The 16,401-nt window shown below is 64.8% G+C and carries 14 protein-coding genes; 9 read left to right on the top strand and 5 right to left on the bottom strand.

Going from position 1 to position 16,401, the window contains the following annotated elements:
* Positions 1-17 precede the first annotated feature (17 nt).
* The 9 genes from ACYCVF_RS27710 (at position 18) to ACYCVF_RS27670 (ending at position 10,991) form a co-directional block, all read left to right on the top strand.
* On the top strand, positions 18-2,543 hold the full coding sequence (locus ACYCVF_RS27710; protein ID WP_459601719.1) for a circularly permuted type 2 ATP-grasp protein: 2,526 nt from the start codon (positions 18-20) through the stop codon (positions 2,541-2,543).
* Entirely contained in the window at positions 2,540-3,418 is an 879-nt protein-coding gene (locus tag ACYCVF_RS27705; protein ID WP_459601717.1) for a transglutaminase family protein, read from the top strand. Before ACYCVF_RS27710 ends, ACYCVF_RS27705 begins: the two co-directional genes overlap by 4 nt.
* A 329-nt stretch (positions 3,419-3,747) precedes the next feature.
* Positions 3,748-4,902 (top strand): M24 family metallopeptidase, encoded by a 1,155-nt coding sequence (locus ACYCVF_RS27700; protein ID WP_459601715.1) that lies wholly within the window; start codon positions 3,748-3,750, stop codon positions 4,900-4,902.
* Between the two features lie 180 nt (positions 4,903-5,082).
* Positions 5,083-5,559 (top strand): winged helix DNA-binding protein, encoded by a 477-nt coding sequence (locus ACYCVF_RS27695; protein WP_459601713.1) that lies wholly within the window; start codon positions 5,083-5,085, stop codon positions 5,557-5,559.
* A gap of 163 nt (positions 5,560-5,722) precedes the next feature.
* A complete protein-coding gene (locus ACYCVF_RS27690) occupies positions 5,723-7,216 on the top strand; it encodes an ABC transporter substrate-binding protein (protein ID WP_459606688.1) in 1,494 nt (497 codons plus the stop codon).
* 28 nt (positions 7,217-7,244) lie between these two features.
* Positions 7,245-8,162: an ABC transporter permease gene (locus ACYCVF_RS27685; protein ID WP_459601709.1), complete on the top strand. Its 918-nt coding sequence runs from the start codon at positions 7,245-7,247 to the stop codon at positions 8,160-8,162.
* Positions 8,163-8,165: 3 nt separating this feature from the next.
* A complete protein-coding gene (locus ACYCVF_RS27680; protein WP_459601707.1) occupies positions 8,166-8,990 on the top strand; it encodes an ABC transporter permease in 825 nt (274 codons plus the stop codon).
* Positions 8,969-10,018, top strand: a complete 1,050-nt coding sequence (locus tag ACYCVF_RS27675) for an ABC transporter ATP-binding protein (protein ID WP_459601705.1) — start codon at positions 8,969-8,971, stop codon at positions 10,016-10,018. The genes ACYCVF_RS27680 and ACYCVF_RS27675 overlap by 22 nt, the downstream gene beginning before the upstream one ends.
* A gap of 1 nt (position 10,019) precedes the next feature.
* Positions 10,020-10,991, top strand: coding sequence for an ABC transporter ATP-binding protein (locus ACYCVF_RS27670; protein WP_459601703.1), 972 nt, complete (start codon positions 10,020-10,022; stop codon positions 10,989-10,991).
* Positions 10,992-11,201: 210 nt separating this feature from the next.
* Here the strand turns inward: ACYCVF_RS27670 and ACYCVF_RS27665 are convergent, their stop codons facing one another.
* The 5 genes from ACYCVF_RS27665 to ACYCVF_RS27645 form a co-directional block, all read right to left on the bottom strand.
* Positions 11,202-12,026: a phosphodiesterase gene (locus tag ACYCVF_RS27665; protein WP_459601701.1), complete on the bottom strand. Its 825-nt coding sequence runs from the start codon at positions 12,024-12,026 to the stop codon at positions 11,202-11,204.
* A gap of 64 nt (positions 12,027-12,090) precedes the next feature.
* Positions 12,091-13,371 carry an ABC transporter substrate-binding protein gene (locus tag ACYCVF_RS27660; protein ID WP_459601699.1) on the bottom strand — a complete coding sequence of 427 codons (1,281 nt, stop codon included), beginning with the start codon at positions 13,369-13,371 and terminating at the stop codon, positions 12,091-12,093.
* A gap of 28 nt (positions 13,372-13,399) precedes the next feature.
* Positions 13,400-14,236: a carbohydrate ABC transporter permease gene (locus ACYCVF_RS27655; protein WP_459601697.1), complete on the bottom strand. Its 837-nt coding sequence runs from the start codon at positions 14,234-14,236 to the stop codon at positions 13,400-13,402.
* Positions 14,233-15,177: a carbohydrate ABC transporter permease gene (locus ACYCVF_RS27650; RefSeq protein WP_459601695.1), complete on the bottom strand. Its 945-nt coding sequence runs from the start codon at positions 15,175-15,177 to the stop codon at positions 14,233-14,235. Before ACYCVF_RS27650 ends, ACYCVF_RS27655 begins: the two co-directional genes overlap by 4 nt.
* Positions 15,170-16,321, bottom strand: a complete 1,152-nt coding sequence (locus ACYCVF_RS27645) for an ABC transporter ATP-binding protein (RefSeq protein ID WP_459601693.1) — start codon at positions 16,319-16,321, stop codon at positions 15,170-15,172. The genes ACYCVF_RS27650 and ACYCVF_RS27645 overlap by 8 nt, the downstream gene beginning before the upstream one ends.
* Positions 16,322-16,401: the final 80 nt, after the last annotated feature.

Here is a 16,401-nt window from a genome sequence, read left to right as displayed (position 1 = left end):
TGGGCAGGGAGACGCGCATGGGCGAGGGCGCAGCCGAACAGGACGACAAGGCGGGGAAGGCGCAGGATCGGCGTGAAGCCCAGCGCCGCCTCGCGCAATGGGTCCGCGACTATAGCCGGCTGCCCGGCATTCCCGACGAGTTCCTGGCGTCGGACGGCACCCCTCGCGCGGTCTGGAGCCGCTTCTTCGACGCCTTCGGCGCGCTGGCGCCCGACGAGATCGAGCGGCGCTTCGGCATGGCCGACCGCCACCTGCGCGAGGCCGGCGTCACCTACCGCGCGCCCGGCGACGGCGCCGACCGGCCGTGGTCGATCAGCCATCTGCCGCTTCTGATCGATGAGGCCGACTGGCGGCAGCTTTGCGCCGGCATCACCCAGCGCGCCGAGCTGCTGGAGCACGTGCTGCGCGACATCTATGGCGAGGGCCGGCTCGTTGCCGAAGGCGCGCTGCCGGCGGCCGCGGTCGCCGGCAGCCCCGAATATCTCCGTCCCGTCTGCGGCGTGCCGCCGCCGGGCGGGCGCTATCTCTCCATCTATGCCGCCGACGTCGGCCGCGGGCCGGACGGACGCTGGTGGGTGCTCGGCGATCGCACCCAGGCGCCATCGGGCGCGGGCTACGCGCTGGAGAACCGCCTGGTGCTGTCGCGCGCCTTTTCCGATCTCTACAAGTCGATGAACGTGCCCCGCGTCGCGCCGTTCTTCGAGGCGTTCCGCGACAGCCTTCGCGCGCGCGCCGACCGCGACGAGCCCAGGATCGGCGTTCTCACCCCCGGCAGCTTCAGCGAGACCTATTTCGAGCATGCGACGCTGGCGCGCTATCTCGGTTTCCTGCTGGTCGAGGGCGACGATCTCGCCGTCAGCGACAACCGCGTCCACATCCGCACCGTCGCCGGCCTCAAGCGGCTCGACGTGCTCTTGCGCCGGGTCGATTCCAACTCGCTCGATCCGCTCGAGCTCGATGCCTCCTCGCGGCTCGGGGTCCCCGGTCTGATCGACGTGCTGCGCAAGGACGGTGTCGTCGTCGCCAACATGCCGGGCTCGGGCGTCCTGGAGGCGCGGGCGCTGCTCGGCTTTCTGCCGGCGCTCAGCCGCCGCCTGCTCGGCGAAGATTTGAAGATGCCGCACATCGCGACCTGGTGGTGCGGCCAGCGTGCGGCGCGCGACGAGGTGCTGGCGCGGCTCGACGACGTCGCGATCGAAGGTGCCTACCGGCGGGACGTTCCCGGTTTCGACAGCAATGGTCCCGTGCTCGCGAGCGAGCTGAAGGCCGCCGACCGCCAGCGCCTGATCGACGCCATCACCGCGCGCGGCATGGACTATGTCGGCCAGGAAGTGGTGCGGCTCTCCACCATGCCGGTGTGGGAGAAGGGACAGCTCACGCCGCGCCCCTTCGTGCTGCGCGTGTTCGCGGCCGCCACGCCCGACGGCTGGGCCATCATGCCCGGCGGCTTCTGCCGGATCGCCGAGCAGCCGGACGCCCGCGCGGTGTCGATGGGCGACGGTGCCCGCGCCGCCGACGTCTGGGTGGTCTCGGACAAGCAGGTCTCGACCGCCACGCTGCTGCCGGCGACCGACAAGGTGCGCATCCGCCGCATCGCCGGCGTGCTGCCGAGCCGTGCCGCCGACAATCTGTTCTGGCTCGGCCGCTACCTCGAACGCGCCGAGGCGACGCTGCGGCTGGTGCGCGCGCTGGGCTCGCCGAGCGGGCCCAACAAGGGCACCGCGGCTTCGGTGCAATCGGCCGAACGCATCCAGCGGCTGCTGGTGGCCTGGGGCGCGATCTCGCAGACGTCGCGGGCGGCTCCCGGCCGCATCGCGGCCGAAGCGTTGCAGAGCGCGGAGCGCTTCGGCTCGGCATTGTCGCTGGTGCGCGCGGCCCAGCGCACCGCCACCTCCTTGCGCGAGCGGCTGTCGCCCGATGCCTGGCAGGTCATCACCGAGATGGCCGAGCGGCTGGCCAACGAAGTGGAGGACGACGACGGTGTGCTGAGCGCAGCCGAGCTGACCCTGCAGGAGCTTGCGAGCTTCGCAGGCCTCGCGCAGGAGAACATGAATCGCGCCGCCGGCTGGCGTTTCCTCGACATCGGACGCCGCACGGAACGCGCCATCAACACCACGCGCTTCGCGCGCCAATTCGCCTATGACGAGGCCGGCGACGAGGATCTCGACATCCTGCTGACGCTGGTGGATTGCCAGATCACCTACCGCTCGCGTTATCTGCTGGCGCCGATCCTGGCCCCGGTGCGCGACCTCGCCGTGCTCGACGGCTACAATCCGCGATCGGTGGCGTTCCAGGTGACGACGCTGAACGAGCACATTGCCGCGCTGCCGAGCCTGAAGGAGCACGGGCTGATCGAGAAGCCGCAACGTCTCGCGGTGGCGATGCAGGCGATGCTCGCGACCGCGGAGGCCGAGAGGCTCGAGGTCAAGACCCTGTTCGCACTGGAGCAGGATCTGCTCAGCCTCGCCGAGGCGATCGGGCAGCACTATTTCCCGCACGGTCCCAATGCCAGCCGGCCGGAAAAGCTGACGGGGCTGGCGTGATCTACGACATCCGTCACGTCACCACCTACGAGTACGAGAATCCCGTCAGCTTCGCCCGCTGCACGCTGCGGCTGGAGCCCCGGAGCGGCGACGGCCAGGAGCTGATCTCGCACGATGTCGAGATCCATCCACGCCCGGCCGAGCGCACCGTGCGGCGCGATTTCTTCGGCGCGCTGACCGAGAGCGTCGTGATCGAAGCCGCGCATCGCAATCTGCGCATCGACTCGCGTTCACGTGTCTCGGTGTCGCGCCAGCCGCCGGCACGTGATGCGCTCAGCCCGCCCTGGGAGAGCATTCGCGACCTGGCCTTCGAGGCGACGAGCCTCGGACCGGCCTCGCCCGTCGGTTACGTCTTCGCAAGCCCCCTGGTGCCGGTGCTCCGCCCGGTCAGCGCTTACGCGGCGGAGAGCTTTGCGCCGGGCGTGGGTATCCTCGAAGGCGCGGTCGATCTGATGCACCGCATCCGCAACCAGTTTCGTTACGATCCCAAGGCGACGGTGATCTCGACGCCGCTCGACGAGGTCTTCGACAAGCGTCACGGCGTCTGTCAGGATTTTGCCCATGTGATGATCGCGGGGCTGCGCGGGCTCGGGCTGCCGGCGGCCTATGTCAGCGGCTATCTGCGCACCATTCCTCCGCCGGGTCAGCCCCGTTTGCAGGGCGCCGACGCCACCCATGCCTGGGTGTCGCTGTGGTGCGGGGCTGAGCTTGGGTGGATCGATCTCGACCCGACCAACGATGTCCTCATCGGCAACGATCACATCGTGCTTGCCGTCGGCCGCGATTTCTCCGACGTCTCGCCGGTCGACGGCATCATCGTCGGCTCGCACAAGCAGAAGCTCGGCGTCGCCGTCGACGTGCTGCTTGTGGAGTAGGGCGTGTACTCATAATCGTCGGCTTACCAACGCAAAGCGGAAGTCCGCCATCTAGAATGTGATCGGCAGGTTGTGAGCCGAAGCAGACGTTGTATTTGTGCTGACCTGGCTCCAGCAGCTTTCAGGATATTCTCCATCAGACAAGCCATCGTCATCGGTCCGACGTTACCAGGGGCAGAAGCGACGGCGCCGGCAACGTCAAAGGCCCATCAAACAGGAGATCGCCCCGGGGTCGAGGCCGCTGTCCGGCCTGGCATATACGTTACGTTGACAATGAAATATTGATAAATTACATATGAAATATATAAAAAACATAAGGAAACTAACTGATGTCTTTCGACGAAGCATCGCCCTATCCCCTCCCAAATTTGAGCTCTCTGAAACGGCTAGCGGCGGCAAGAGGCCTCGAAGCGGTCGTTGCGATGAGCCCCGAGAACTTCGCTTACGCGACAGGGGCCTACATCATGACCGTGCGCGACATCCGGCCGCGCCAGGCTTTTGCCGTGCTGCCAGCAAAGGGCGAGCCGGCTGTGCTGGTCTGCAGCATTGAGCGCCAGCAGATGCAGATCGAGAGCTGGATCCAGGAAATCAGGGTCTACACCGAGTTCGTCGACGAGCCGGCCGACGCGCTTGTCGCGCTGCTGAAGGACATGGGCATTGCCTCAGGCAAGGTCGGGATTGATCTCGACTATCTGCCGGTTAATTCGTTCCTGCGGCTGCGCAGCCTGCTGCCGGAGATCGAACTGGTCGACACGCATCCGACGATCTCGACCGTACGCGCGATCAAGTCGGGCGATGAAGTCGCCTATCTCGAGAAGACAACCAAACAGACCCACCACGCCGTCCTTCACGCCATGGCCGCCTCGAAGCTGGGCGAGACCGAGCGCACGATGGCCAACCGGATCGCGACCGGCATCATCAACAACGGCGCCGACGGCATCCGCTTCCTGGTGTTCGGCACCGGCAAGCGGTCGTCGCAAACCCATGCGCTCGCCAGCGAGAAGGTCACGCAGCTGAGCGAGATCATCCGACTCGACGTCGCCGGAACCTACGGCGCCTGGTGCAGCGACTTGGCGCGAACCTATTCCACAGGCAAACCCACGGCGCAGCAATCCGACACCTACGCGGCGCTATGGGACATTCAAACGGCCACCATCGCCATGGTGCGCCCCGGCATGACGGCCGAAGAGCCCTTCCATTACTGCAAGCAGCGCTTCGAACAGGCCGGGCTGAAATTCACGATGCCGCATATCGGGCACAGCCTGGGCGTCGAACTGCACGAGAGTCCCCTGCTGCGGCCCGGCGAGAAACGCAAGCTCGAAGAGGGCATGGTCATCAATATCGAGCCGTTGATCACCGATTCCGCCGGCGAGACCTATCATCTGGAGGACCTGTTCGTGGTCACCGCCAACGGTCCGCGCCTCCTCACGATGGGCTTTGCGCCGAAGCAGATCCCGGTGATCGGAGAGCCCATCGCCATGTAGGCGGCGGCCTCGATCAAAACCATCCCTGCTTCGCCGGTTGCCGAGGCGAACGAAGCCGCTATACAGGCACTTCCTGATGCAAGGGGAGATGCCGAGTTGGCGCGAGCGAAGCAGGGATCAAACAAGACCACACAGCCAGGCAAGGCCTCCGACATGCCCGTCGATCCGAGAGCAAGATCGATGACCCAGTTCGAGCTTGCGCTCGTGGTCGTGCACAACGCGTTTTCGCAATGGACGGTCCGTTGCGGCGCCGCGGTGGGGGCCGGCCGCTTCTCCTCGTTCGACCTGCTCATCATCGGCTTTCTGAACTCGCGCGACCAGCGGGTCCGCGCCGCCGACATCGCCTTCGCGTTGAAGATCGAGGACACCTACACCGTCCAATACGCGCTTAAAAAACTTGCGACCGCCCATCTCGTCGACAGCCAGCGTCTCGGTAAGGAGACGCTGTTTCAGCTGACCTCCGGAGGGCGGGATCTCTACAAGCGCTATGCGGCCGTCCGCTCGAATTTCCTGCTCGACGCCGTCGCGATGCTGTCGGCCGACGACCTCGATCTCGACCGCCTCGCCAGCGTGCTCAGGACCATTTCCGGCATCTATGAGCAGGCCGCGCGGAACGCATCATCGCTGAACGTCGGCGAGGAAATCGACCTCGGATAAGAAGGCGCGCTGTCGCGCGAAGGCCCGGCCGACGACTTGCCGGGAAGCGGCCGCGCGCTCCATATCTATAATTTGCATGTAATTTACGCGTAAGATCATCAAATATTCTTGACGATTTTCCGTCCCTCTGTCACGTTCCCCTCAGTCAACGGGGAGAGTTGTCATGTGGGCGCCTTTGAAAGCGTTACTTGCTTCGGCCGCGATCGGTTGTGTGGCCGCATCAGTGCAGGCCGAGACCTTGTCGGTCGGTCTTGCCAGTTTTCCGGAATCGCTTCAGCCCGGGCTGTCGACCAACGTGTCGTTGAACGTGAACCGGCAGATGATGGACGGCCTGACCGCTCGCGATAATGCCGGCAAGATCGTCCCGAACCTCGCCGAGACGTGGGAGACGATCGACGACACCACGACCCGCTTCCACCTGCGCTCGGGCGTCAAATTCCACGACGGTTCGGCATTCTCGGCCGAGGACGTCAAATATACGCTCGACCATGCGCTCGATCCTAAGAGCGCCTACGGCATGGCCGGGCGCATCAGCGCAATCACCGACGTCAAGATCGTCGATCCCGCGACCGTCGACATTGTGACGGCAAAGCCATTCCCCACGCTTCCCGTCGCGCTTGCCGACATCCTGATCGAGCCGAAGGCCTATGCGGAGAAGGTCGGCGTCGAAGGCCAGCGCCGCAAGCCGGTCGGGACCGGTCCGTTCGAGTTCAGCCGCTACACGCCAGGCGATCGCATCGAGCTCAAGGCCAATCCCGGCTATTTCGGCGGCAAGCCATCGATCGACAGCGTCACGCTCCGCTCAATTCCCGAGGCCGCAACGCGGATATCCTCTCTCCTCGCAGGAGAGACGCAGATCGTCGAAGAGCTCCCCGTCGATCTCGTCCAGCAGGTGGAGGGCAGCGCCGGCCTCAAGGTCGACAGCGTCAACACCAGCGTCGGCCTGGTGCTCACCTACGACGTGACCAAGGCGCCGTTCGACAATCCCAGGGTTCGCGAGGCGCTCGACTATGCCGTGGACAAGGAGCTGATCCTCAAAGAGATCCTCAAAGGCAAGGGCGAAGTCCTGCAGGGGCAGCTGCTCACCTCGAACACGTTCGGTCATAACCCTGCCCTCAAGGCGCGGCCGTTCGACCCAGCGAAGGCCAAGCAGCTGCTGGCGGAGGCTGGCTATCCCAACGGGTTCTCGACCACTATCTCGACCATGTCCGGCCGTTACCTCTCTGACGTCGACATCGCCAACGCGGTCTCCGGCATGCTGAACGATGTCGGCGTCAAGGTCAGCATCAACATCATGGAGCCAGGCATCTTCCTGAAGAATCTCGGCTCGCCGGCGCGCGACCTCGGCCCGATCTACATGATAGGCTGGTATTCCTTCGGCGATGCCGATTTCGCTCTCACCTGGTACACCGGCAACAACCGCCGCACGGCCTGGAGCAACGCGGAGTTCGACAAGCTGTTCGTGGCCGCGCGCTCCACTAACGATGCCGCGGCACGTAAGGCGGCCTACGCGCGCATGGACGAGATCATGCATGCGGAAAATCCGTCGATGTTCCTGTTCGGCGTCCCCACCATCTACGGCGTCAGCAAGAAGCTGACCGGTTTCGAGGCGCCCGCCGATCGCGTGCTCAGGCTCGGCAAGGCCAAGCTGAACTGACGAAAAGCCTAGCATAGCGGAGCCTTCGATGTTCGGATATCTGTGGCGGCGACTTCGCTATCTTCCGGTGTCACTGCTGCTGGTGCTGTTCGTCACCTTCAGCGTGATGCGGTTGACCGGCAATCCCATCGACATCTATCTCGACATGAACCGGACACCGGAGCAGGTCGAGGCGTTGACGCAAAAGCTCCACCTCGACCGGCCCCTGATCGTGCAGTTCGGAATCTACCTTCGCGACGTCGTCAAGGGCGATTTCGGAGAGTCCCTGCAGTTCGGCGTTCCCGCGCTCGAAGTGGTGATTGATCGCCTCGGCAACACGCTCCAACTGGTCGCGGTCGCGCTCGGGTTGGCGGTGGTCCTCGGCATCGTCGGCGGCGCGGTCGCAGCGCTCCGCCGCGACAGGCCGGCCGATCTGCTGATTTCCTTTCTGGCCGTGCTTGGCCAGTCGATGCCGAGCTTCTGGCTCGGCATCCTGCTGATCCAGCTCTTCGCGCTCCGGCTCGGCTGGCTGCCAACGTCGGGGCAAAGCGGCTTGGCCCATATCGTGCTGCCGGCGCTGACCTTGGCCGCCTATCTGATCCCGAACTTTATCCTTATCACGCGCACCGGCGTGATCGAGACCTGCAATGAGCAGTTCGTGGTGACCGCGCGGGCCAAGGGGATTCCGCCGGTGCGCGTGCTGCTGGTGCATGTGCTGCCGAACACGCTCAATCCCATCCTGAGCTTCCTCGGCTTGCAACTCGGCAAGCTGATCGGCGGCTCGATCATTACCGAGAGCATCTTTGCCTGGCCGGGCATCGGCCGTCTGATGGTCTCCAGCATCTTTCAGCGGGATATCCCGGTGGTGATCGCCGCGATCTGCATAATGTGCATCGCGATCGTGCTCGCCAATCTCCTGGTCGACATCGCACTCTCGCTGCTCGACCCCCGCATTCGCGAGGCCTGATCCATGACTGCGTCGAAAGCAAAGATCGCGATCGGAACCACGGTCATCCTGGTCATCGTCCTGGCTGCGATCTTCGCGCCGCTGGTCGCGCCGCATGATCCCTACCAGCAGCAGGTGGTCTTCCGGCTCAAGCCGCCGATATGGATGACGGGTGGCTCGTGGCGCTTCCCGCTCGGAACCGACAGCTACGGCCGCGATATCCTGTCCCGCCTGATCTTCGGATCGCGCCTCTCGATCCTGGTCGGGGTCGCTTCCGTCGTACTCTCGATGCTGATCGGAACGACCGCCGGCGTGCTCGCCGGGTATGTCGGAGGTAAGACCGAGGAGGTCATCATGCGGACCGTCGACGCGCAGACGGCGTTTCCGGACGTCCTGCTCGCCATCCTGTTCGTCGCCGCGCTCGGGGGGAGTTTTCTCAATCTGATCGTGGTGCTCGGGATCTCGGGCTGGATGGTCTATGCGCGCATCATGTTCGGGCTGACACGCAGCCTGCGCGAGCGTCCATTCGTCGAAGCCGCGGTCTCTTTCGGCGGGCGCAGCGGATACATCATGCTACGTCACATCCTGCCGCAACTCGTGCCGGTGCTGACAGTGGTCGCGACCCTGCAGGTCGGGCAGATGATCCTGCAGGAGACCGCGCTGTCCTTCCTCGGGCTCGGCGTCCCTCCGCCGGCGGCAACCTGGGGAAACATCCTGGCGGAGGGACGGGACCGGCTGTTCCTCGCTCCCTGGATCGCCAATTCCGCCGGCATCGCCACCGTCACGCTGGTTCTCACCATCAACATCCTTGGCAACGGACTGCGAGAATGGCTGGATCCCAAGAGCTGATGACGCGAGCTCGCCTGGAAGGCGGCGGCATTGGTAACGACCGCCTGCTGTCGGTGCGCGACCTCAAGGTCACGTTCCTGTCCCGCCACGGCGCCGCACTCGCGGTCAAGGGCGTCGACTTCGACCTTGCGCGAGGAAAGGTGCTGGCCATCGTCGGTGAATCCGGATGTGGCAAGAGCGCGACCGCCATGTCGCTGATGCAGTTGCTGCCGCGCCGGTCGGCCCGCATCGAAGGGCAGATACTGTTCGGGGATGCGGACATCGGCGCGCTGGCCGAAGCCGAGATGAACGAAGTCCGCGGCAAGCAGATGGCGATGATCTTTCAGGAGCCGATGACGTCCCTGAATCCGCTGCTGACGATCGGCTATCAGCTCAGCGAGCCGATCCGGTATCATCTCGCGCTCGATCGCGCAGCGACGCGGCAGCGCGCGATCGAACTGCTCGAACTGGTAGGAATTCCCGCCGCCGAACAGGTCATGCGCAGCTATCCGCACCAGTTGTCCGGCGGGATGCGCCAGCGCGTCATGATTGCCATGGCGCTGAGCTGCGAGCCCGACATCCTAATCGCCGACGAACCGACAACCGCGCTCGATGTCACTATTCAGGCGCAGATCATCGAGCTCTTGCGCGGGATCCAGCGGCGCACGGGCATGTCGGTCATCATCATCACGCACGATCTCGGTGTCGTTTCCGAGTTCGCCGACGAGGTGATCGTCATGTATGCGGGCCGCGTCGTCGAGAGCGGCACGGTCGAGGAGGTGCTCGCGGATCCGCGGCATCCCTATACGCAGGGTCTGCTCGCCAGCATTCCCGATATCGACGCCGACGGTGAGCGGTTGCTGACGATTCCCGGCAACGTCCCGAATCCGCGCACAGCGATGCCCGGTTGCTGGTTCCTTCCCCGCTGCGAGCGAAAAGGCGCGCAATGCGAGCGGGCGGTTCCAGGCCTTGCGGCGACCGACGCGGCGAGCCGGCGGCAGGTCGCCTGCTTCCATCCGGTCCACGATTGCAACAACCGGGAGCTTTGAGATGGACGATACCGGTCCGCTGATCGAGGTCCGCGGTCTCAAGAAGAACTTTCCGGGCGCCGCCAATGCCTGGGGCAAGAGCACGAACGTAGTTCAGGCCGTTGCGGACGTGTCCTTCGACATCCGGCGTGGCGAGACGCTTGCCCTCGTAGGCGAGTCTGGTTGCGGCAAGTCCACCCTAGGGCGGCTGCTGCTGCGCCTGATCGAACCGACGTCGGGATCGATCGGATTCGATGGACGCGATCTCGCCGCCATGTCCGGCGAAACCCTCCGTCGGGCGCGGCCGAGTTTTCAGCTGATCTTCCAGGACTCCGGCAGCGCCTTCAATCCGCGCATGCGGATCTCGGACATCGTCGATGAGCCGCTCAGGATCATGGGCCGGCCCGCTACCGAGCGGAAGGACAAGGTGCTGTCGCTGCTGCAGAGCGTGGGCATCGATCGCAACATGGCCGACCGCTTTCCCCACGAGTTCTCCGGCGGCCAGCGCCAGCGCATCGGTATCGCACGTGCGCTCGTGTCGGATCCGAAATTCGTCGTGTGCGACGAGCCAGTCTCGGCGCTGGATGTGTCGATCCAGGGCCAGGTCGTCAACCTGCTGATGGACTTGCAACGGGATTTCGGACTGACCTATCTGTTCGTTTCGCACGATCTACGGGTCGTACGCCACGTATCCGATCGGGTCGCGGTGATGTATCTCGGCGAGATCGCGGAAATCGGGCCATGCAAGGACGTCTATGAGAGCCCGCGACATCCCTATACGAGGGCTCTGCTGGCCGCGATGCCGCGCCGGCAGCGTAGAGAGGGCCAAAGTCCGGCGATCCTCGGTGGCGACATGCCAAGCGCGAGAAATCCGCCAAGCGGTTGCCGGTTTCACACACGCTGTCCGATCGCTCAGCCGGTCTGTGCGCAGACGCATCCGCAGCCTCGCTCCGCGGGCGACGATCACCGTGTTGCCTGCCATTTTCCGGGTTAGACTATTCCTACGCCGGAAGGGCGCCGTTCGCTACGCGTGGTAACCGGCGTGCATCTGACGACCAAGCAGGTCGCCTGATAGCCGCTTCTGGCCGATCTCCGACCTAGGGTGAGGGACGACAACGCGCCGCTATAGAGGGGAGCGGACTCTACAAGGAGTGCGGCGCGGGTTTATGAGGGCACCCTGGAAAAGGTCGGCGCTCCCTTGAGTTCACCGCACCATGGTCTCGCGATCCCAGGCCTGATAGTCGGGCGAGCCTTCGATGCGGATGGGACCCTCGTAGCCGTATTCCACCATGTGCACGGTTACATAGTCTTCTCCGAAAAACACCACGCCGTACGATTGCGGCAGGTCGGACGCGCTCAGAAGCCTGGTCTCGGAGAACAAAGGATAGCTCGCATGGTTGGTGCCGCGCAGCGACGAGACTGGAACGCCTGCGACAGAACCGGCAAGAGGCAAGTGACAATGCCCGAAGAAGACGTGGCGGATCTTCGCCCGATGGCGGCCAACGAGACGCCGAAACGGCGCTTCGTCAAGCAGGCGGATCTGGTCGAGAGGACCGAGATGCACCGGCATGGGATTATGGTGCATGAAGAGCAGGAACGGCCCGTCATGCTCGGCAAGCCGTGCCTCGAGCCAGCCGAGACGATCTTCGCAATAGCGGCCGGCATGCGTGTCCGGATGGGCGGTGTCGAGGAACAGGCAGCGGCCGGCTGCCGTATCGTGCATGCCCTGGACGAAGCCGTTCTCGTCGGCAAGGTCGGGGAAGACGCTCAGGAAGGCGGCGCGCCGGTCGTGGTTGCCGATGCACAGCCGGATCGGCAGCGGATATTCGTCGATGCGCTGCTTGAGCCATTGATAGTCGGCGAGATCGCCCCAGTCCGAGAGATCGCCGGTGATCACCGTCAGTTCAGCGTCGTGATGATCCTTCAGGGCATGCGCGAGCGCCCGCTCGAAATTGGCCCGCGGATCGCGGCCGCCGATGGTCGAGCCGGGCGCGGTCAGGTGAATGTCGCTCAGATGAAGCAGTTTCATCGCCATCTCCAATCATTGCGGCACGGGGCGCCGGAGCGCCCCGTGCCAGTGCATCCGAGAAAACTCAGCGTGCCGCGCCGGTGGTCTTCGGCAGCAGCTTCTGCACGTCCGCGGTCATGTCGGCGAGGACGGCCTCGGGCTCCTTCGCGCGGGCGCCTGAGATGATCGAGTTGAGATGATCCTTGATCACGTCGGTGATCTTCAGGCCGTTGTCGCCGGGGAAGGCGTACCATTTGGTGAGCAGCGCGAGCTGGCTGACCGCGGTGTAGTTGTTGGGGTTCTTGACGTAGAAGTCCTTCAGATAGACGTCGTTGGCGATCTTGTTCGGCGGCATGTAGCCGGTGGTCTCCGCCATGATCGCGGCGCCCTTGGCACCGGTCCAGAACTTCACCGCTTCCCAGGCGGCGTCGCGCTTGGCCTTGTCCTTGGCGAGGATCAGCACGACGTTGCCGCCGGCCGGCAGCCTGCCGCTCGGAGAGACGACGTCCGGGAACGGAATCGTCTTCAACGCGAACTTGCCGCCGGTCATCTGCGTGACCTTGTTGAGGTCCGAGGTCGAGGTGATGTGGAAGCCGGTCTTGCCGGCAGCGAACGCCGCGCGCATCGACGGCTGGTCGAGATTGGGCATGCCGGCCTCGTTGACCAGTCGCGCAATCATGTTGATCGCGAACTTACCTTCCGCCCCGTCGAACGCGACCTTGGTCTCGTCGGCATTGAGCATGGTGCCGCCGCGCGCGAAGACCGGCGCCTGCCACAGCCAGTTGCCGGTGATGTCCCAGGCATAGGTGACGCCGTTGGTGTCGTTGCCGAGCGCCTTGACCTTCTTGGCGAGCGCGATCAGCTCGTCCCAGCTCTTCGGCAGGTGGTTCACGTCGCCGCCGGCCTGCTTCACCAGGTCGAGATTGACGTAGACGATGGGCAGGGAGATCGCAAAGGGAAGGGCGTAGACCTTGCCGCCGGCGGTGCCGATGTCATACATCGCCTGGTGGAAGCCCTGCTTGTCGAAATCCTTCTCGGCGGCGATGTAGCCGTCGAGCGCGGCCGGGATGTTCTTGTCGACCAGGACGCGGATGCGGTTCAGGCCCTGGAAGGACACGTCGGGCATCTGGTTGGTGACGGCTTCGCGCAGCACCTTCTGGGTGGCGTCCTCGTAGGATTCGTAAGGCGCCCGCATGGTGACCTTGATCTCCGGGTGCACCTTCGCGAACTCCTCGGCGATGCGCTTGTGCGTCTCCGTGAACAGCTCCGGATAGGGATACTGCATCACGATCTCGGTCTGGCTCTGCGCGAGCGCAGATCCGGCCGCAAGCGACAGGGCCGCCGCGGCGATGATGGACTTCAGCATGGATAGACTCCTGTTTGAGGTGAGGTGGTTACTTGATCCCGGTGAGGGTGATGCCCTCGATGAAACGGCGCTGGGCAAAGAGGAAAGCGATGACGAGCGGCGCGATGATCACCATTGCCGCGGCCATCAGCGGGCCGTAGCTAGTGCCGGCCTCGCTGTTGCGGAAATGCGCGACCGCAAGCGGCGGCGTACGCAGTTGCTCGCTGTTGAGCACGATCAGCGGCCAGAAGTAGTCGTTCCAGTGCGCGACGACGGAGAAGATGCCGAAGGCGGTGACGGCCGGGATCGCGGCCGGCAGCATCACCCGCCAGACGATGCCGAATTCGGAGATGCCGTCCATGCGCGCGGCATCGACGAGATCGTCGGGCACCGTCTTGAAGAACTGGCGCATCAGGAAGATGCCGAAGACCGAGATCGTGAAGGGCAGGACGAGCGCGGCATAGCTGTCGAGCAGGCCGGCCTTGTGCAGCATCAGGAAGACGGGGACCGCGGTCGCCTGCGGGGGAATCAGGATCCCGAACAGCACGAGCGCAAACAGCGTCTCGCGGCCGAGGAAGCGAAGTTTCGCGAGCGCGTAGGCCGCCGGCAGCGCCACCATGACCTGCAGCACGAAGATCGAGACGGTGACGATGACGCCATTGAGCAGGAACCGCAGGAGATTGGCCTTGGCGAATGCCTCGCGCAGGTTCTCCGCCAGCGCGAACTGGTGCGGGATCAGGTGCAGCTCGCTCGAAAAGATCTCCGTCTGCGGCTTGGACGCGGTCGAGATCATCCAGATGAAGGGGGCCAGCATGAGCGCGGCGCCCGCGATCAGGAGCACGTGGCGGAAGATCGCCCGGAACGGGATGGGATGCGCGTAGCTCATGTGTAGTGCACCCCGCGATCGGCGAGCCTCGATTTGATCAGAGTGAGCAGGAGAACGAAGACCAGGAAAACGACGGTGATCGCCGCGGCGTAGCCCGAGCGGAAGAACTCGAATCCTTCCGTGTACATGGTGTGGATCAGGACCTCGGTGGATTTCGACGGGCCGCCCTTGGTCAAGACGTGCACGGTGTCGAACACCTGGAAGGAGCGAATGCCGGAGATCACGACGACGAAGGTCGTGACCGGTCCCAGCATCGGCCAGGTCACGAGGCGGAAGCGAGCCCAGCCGCTCGACGCGCCGTCGATCTCGGCCGCCTCGTAGAGTTGCTTGGGAATGGAGACGAGGCCGGCGAGAAACAGCACCATGTTGAAGCCGACCGCCTGCCAGATGCCGATCGCGCACAGCGCATAGAGGGCGGTGCTGCGGTCCTGCAGCCAGGCAAAGGCCGGCAGGCCCGCGCCGCGCAACATCCCGTTCACCAGGCCGAACTGCGGATGCAGCATGAACTCCCACACGACTGCCATCGCGATCAGGGTCGCCATGACGGGTAGGAAATAGATCGTCCGGTAGAGGCTGCGCAGGCTGGTGCCGCTCTGGATCAGAAGCGCGATCGCAAGGCCTGCGATCACGGCGCCGGGGACCACGATCACGACGTAAGCCAGCGTGTTGCGCAGCGCGGTCCAGAACACCTTGTCGGCGAACAGGTCCTGGTAATTGGCGAGGCCGATCCAGGAGAAATGCGGCGCGCCGAGCTGATAGTCGGTGAAGGAGAGGCCGATCACGCCGGCGAGCGGACCAAGCAGCATGATCAGCATCAGCGCCGCGGCCGGCGTCACCAGGGCGTAGGCGGAGTATGTCCGCCGGCTGCCGTGGGCCGGCACCGTGCGCCGCGTCACGCCTGCGGGAGCGATGGCCGCGATCGTCATGGAGCCGTCAGACATGGGCGGGCTCGCGGGCACGCTCGGGCTGCTCCACTTTGAGTTCGATCCGCTTCCCGGCCGGATCGAAGATCCGCACCGCGTCGGGCGCGAAGCCGAAGGCGACGGAGCTGGCCATTGCAGGCAAATGCCTGACGTCCGCGAGCCGCGCGATCAGGCGCAGCCCGGCGCCTGCGATCGCAAGATGCACGAATGCCTCGGCACCGAGATTCTCCAGATGGATGACGGTTCCGGTGAAAGGTCCGGTGCCGAGGTCGATCCGCTCCGGGCGGACGGCGACACGGCAATCGCCGGCCGCGGCGCTGCACGAAAGCTTCAGACCTGTCCCCAGCACATCGACGCCGCCGTCCTTCCGGATCCGGCCGGGAAGGACGTTGATCTTGGGGCTGCCGATGAATTCGGCGACACGGATATCGCCGGGGTCGTTGTAGATCTCCGCGGGCGTTCCCGCCTGAATCAATTCCCCGCCCATCATGACGGCGATCCGGCTCGACATGGTCATCGCCTCGGCCTGGTCGTGCGTGACGTAGACGAACGTGGCCTTGAGGCGGCGATGCAGCTCGGCGAGCTCTGCGCGCATGTGGACGCGCAGCTTTGCGTCGAGATTGGAGAGCGGCTCATCGAACAGGAAGGCCAGCGGCTCGCGCACCATGGCGCGCCCGACCGCGACGCGCTGCCGCTGTCCGCCGGACAATTGCCCAGGCTTGCGCCGCAGCAATGGAGCGATGTCGAGTTGCTCGGCGATCCTTTCGACGTCGGCGCGAATGTGCCGTTCCTTGGCGCGCCGGCCCGGCAACAGCGTGCCGAGCAGCGGCAGCCGTTCGATCGCCGAGAGGCGCCGCATCCGCAACGGCACTGCAATGTTGTCGAAGGTACTCAGATGTGGGTAGAGCGCGTAGGACTGGAAGACCATCGCGAGGTTGCGTGCGCTCGGGCGAATGGCGTCCACGGGACGGCCGTCGATGCGGACCTGGCCGGAATTCTGGGGCTCCAGCCCCGCTATGATGCGGAGCAGGGTCGACTTGCCGCAGCCGGAAGGCCCGACCAGCGAGATGAACTCGCCGTCCTCGACCCGGAAATCGATGCCCTTCAGGACGTCGGTGCCGTCAAAGGATTTGCGGATTGCGGAAAGTTCGATTTGCGCCATGCGCGCTGGTCCCCTCTGGGCTTGTTGCGGCGCACGAGGAGTAGGGGGCGCATCTGACATTCACATAACGGTCAATGGCT

It is taken from the genome of Bradyrhizobium cedriense (assembly GCF_054602315.1).
Note: the sequence above shows the minus strand (reverse complement) of the source record. Positions and strands in the feature narration are given on the sequence as shown.

Bases quoted from the DNA above. Each gene is read 5' to 3' on its own strand.
- ACYCVF_RS27710 (WP_459601719.1), top strand. From the start codon at position 18: ATGGGCGAGGGCGCAGCCGAACAGGACGACAAGGCGGGGAAGGCGCAG.
- ACYCVF_RS27700 (WP_459601715.1), top strand. From the start codon at position 3,748: ATGTCTTTCGACGAAGCATCGCCCTATCCCCTCCCAAATTTGAGCTCT.
- ACYCVF_RS27695 (WP_459601713.1), top strand. From the start codon at position 5,083: ATGACCCAGTTCGAGCTTGCGCTCGTGGTCGTGCACAACGCGTTTTCG.
- ACYCVF_RS27690 (WP_459606688.1), top strand. From the start codon at position 5,723: ATGTGGGCGCCTTTGAAAGCGTTACTTGCTTCGGCCGCGATCGGTTGT.
- ACYCVF_RS27685 (WP_459601709.1), top strand. From the start codon at position 7,245: ATGTTCGGATATCTGTGGCGGCGACTTCGCTATCTTCCGGTGTCACTG.
- ACYCVF_RS27680 (WP_459601707.1), top strand. From the start codon at position 8,166: ATGACTGCGTCGAAAGCAAAGATCGCGATCGGAACCACGGTCATCCTG.
- ACYCVF_RS27675 (WP_459601705.1), top strand. From the start codon at position 8,969: ATGGCTGGATCCCAAGAGCTGATGACGCGAGCTCGCCTGGAAGGCGGC.
- ACYCVF_RS27670 (WP_459601703.1), top strand. From the start codon at position 10,020: ATGGACGATACCGGTCCGCTGATCGAGGTCCGCGGTCTCAAGAAGAAC.
- ACYCVF_RS27665 (WP_459601701.1), bottom strand. From the start codon at position 12,026: ATGAAACTGCTTCATCTGAGCGACATTCACCTGACCGCGCCCGGCTCG.
- ACYCVF_RS27660 (WP_459601699.1), bottom strand. From the start codon at position 13,371: ATGCTGAAGTCCATCATCGCCGCGGCGGCCCTGTCGCTTGCGGCCGGA.
- ACYCVF_RS27655 (WP_459601697.1), bottom strand. From the start codon at position 14,236: ATGAGCTACGCGCATCCCATCCCGTTCCGGGCGATCTTCCGCCACGTG.
- ACYCVF_RS27650 (WP_459601695.1), bottom strand. From the start codon at position 15,177: ATGTCTGACGGCTCCATGACGATCGCGGCCATCGCTCCCGCAGGCGTG.
- ACYCVF_RS27645 (WP_459601693.1), bottom strand. From the start codon at position 16,321: ATGGCGCAAATCGAACTTTCCGCAATCCGCAAATCCTTTGACGGCACC.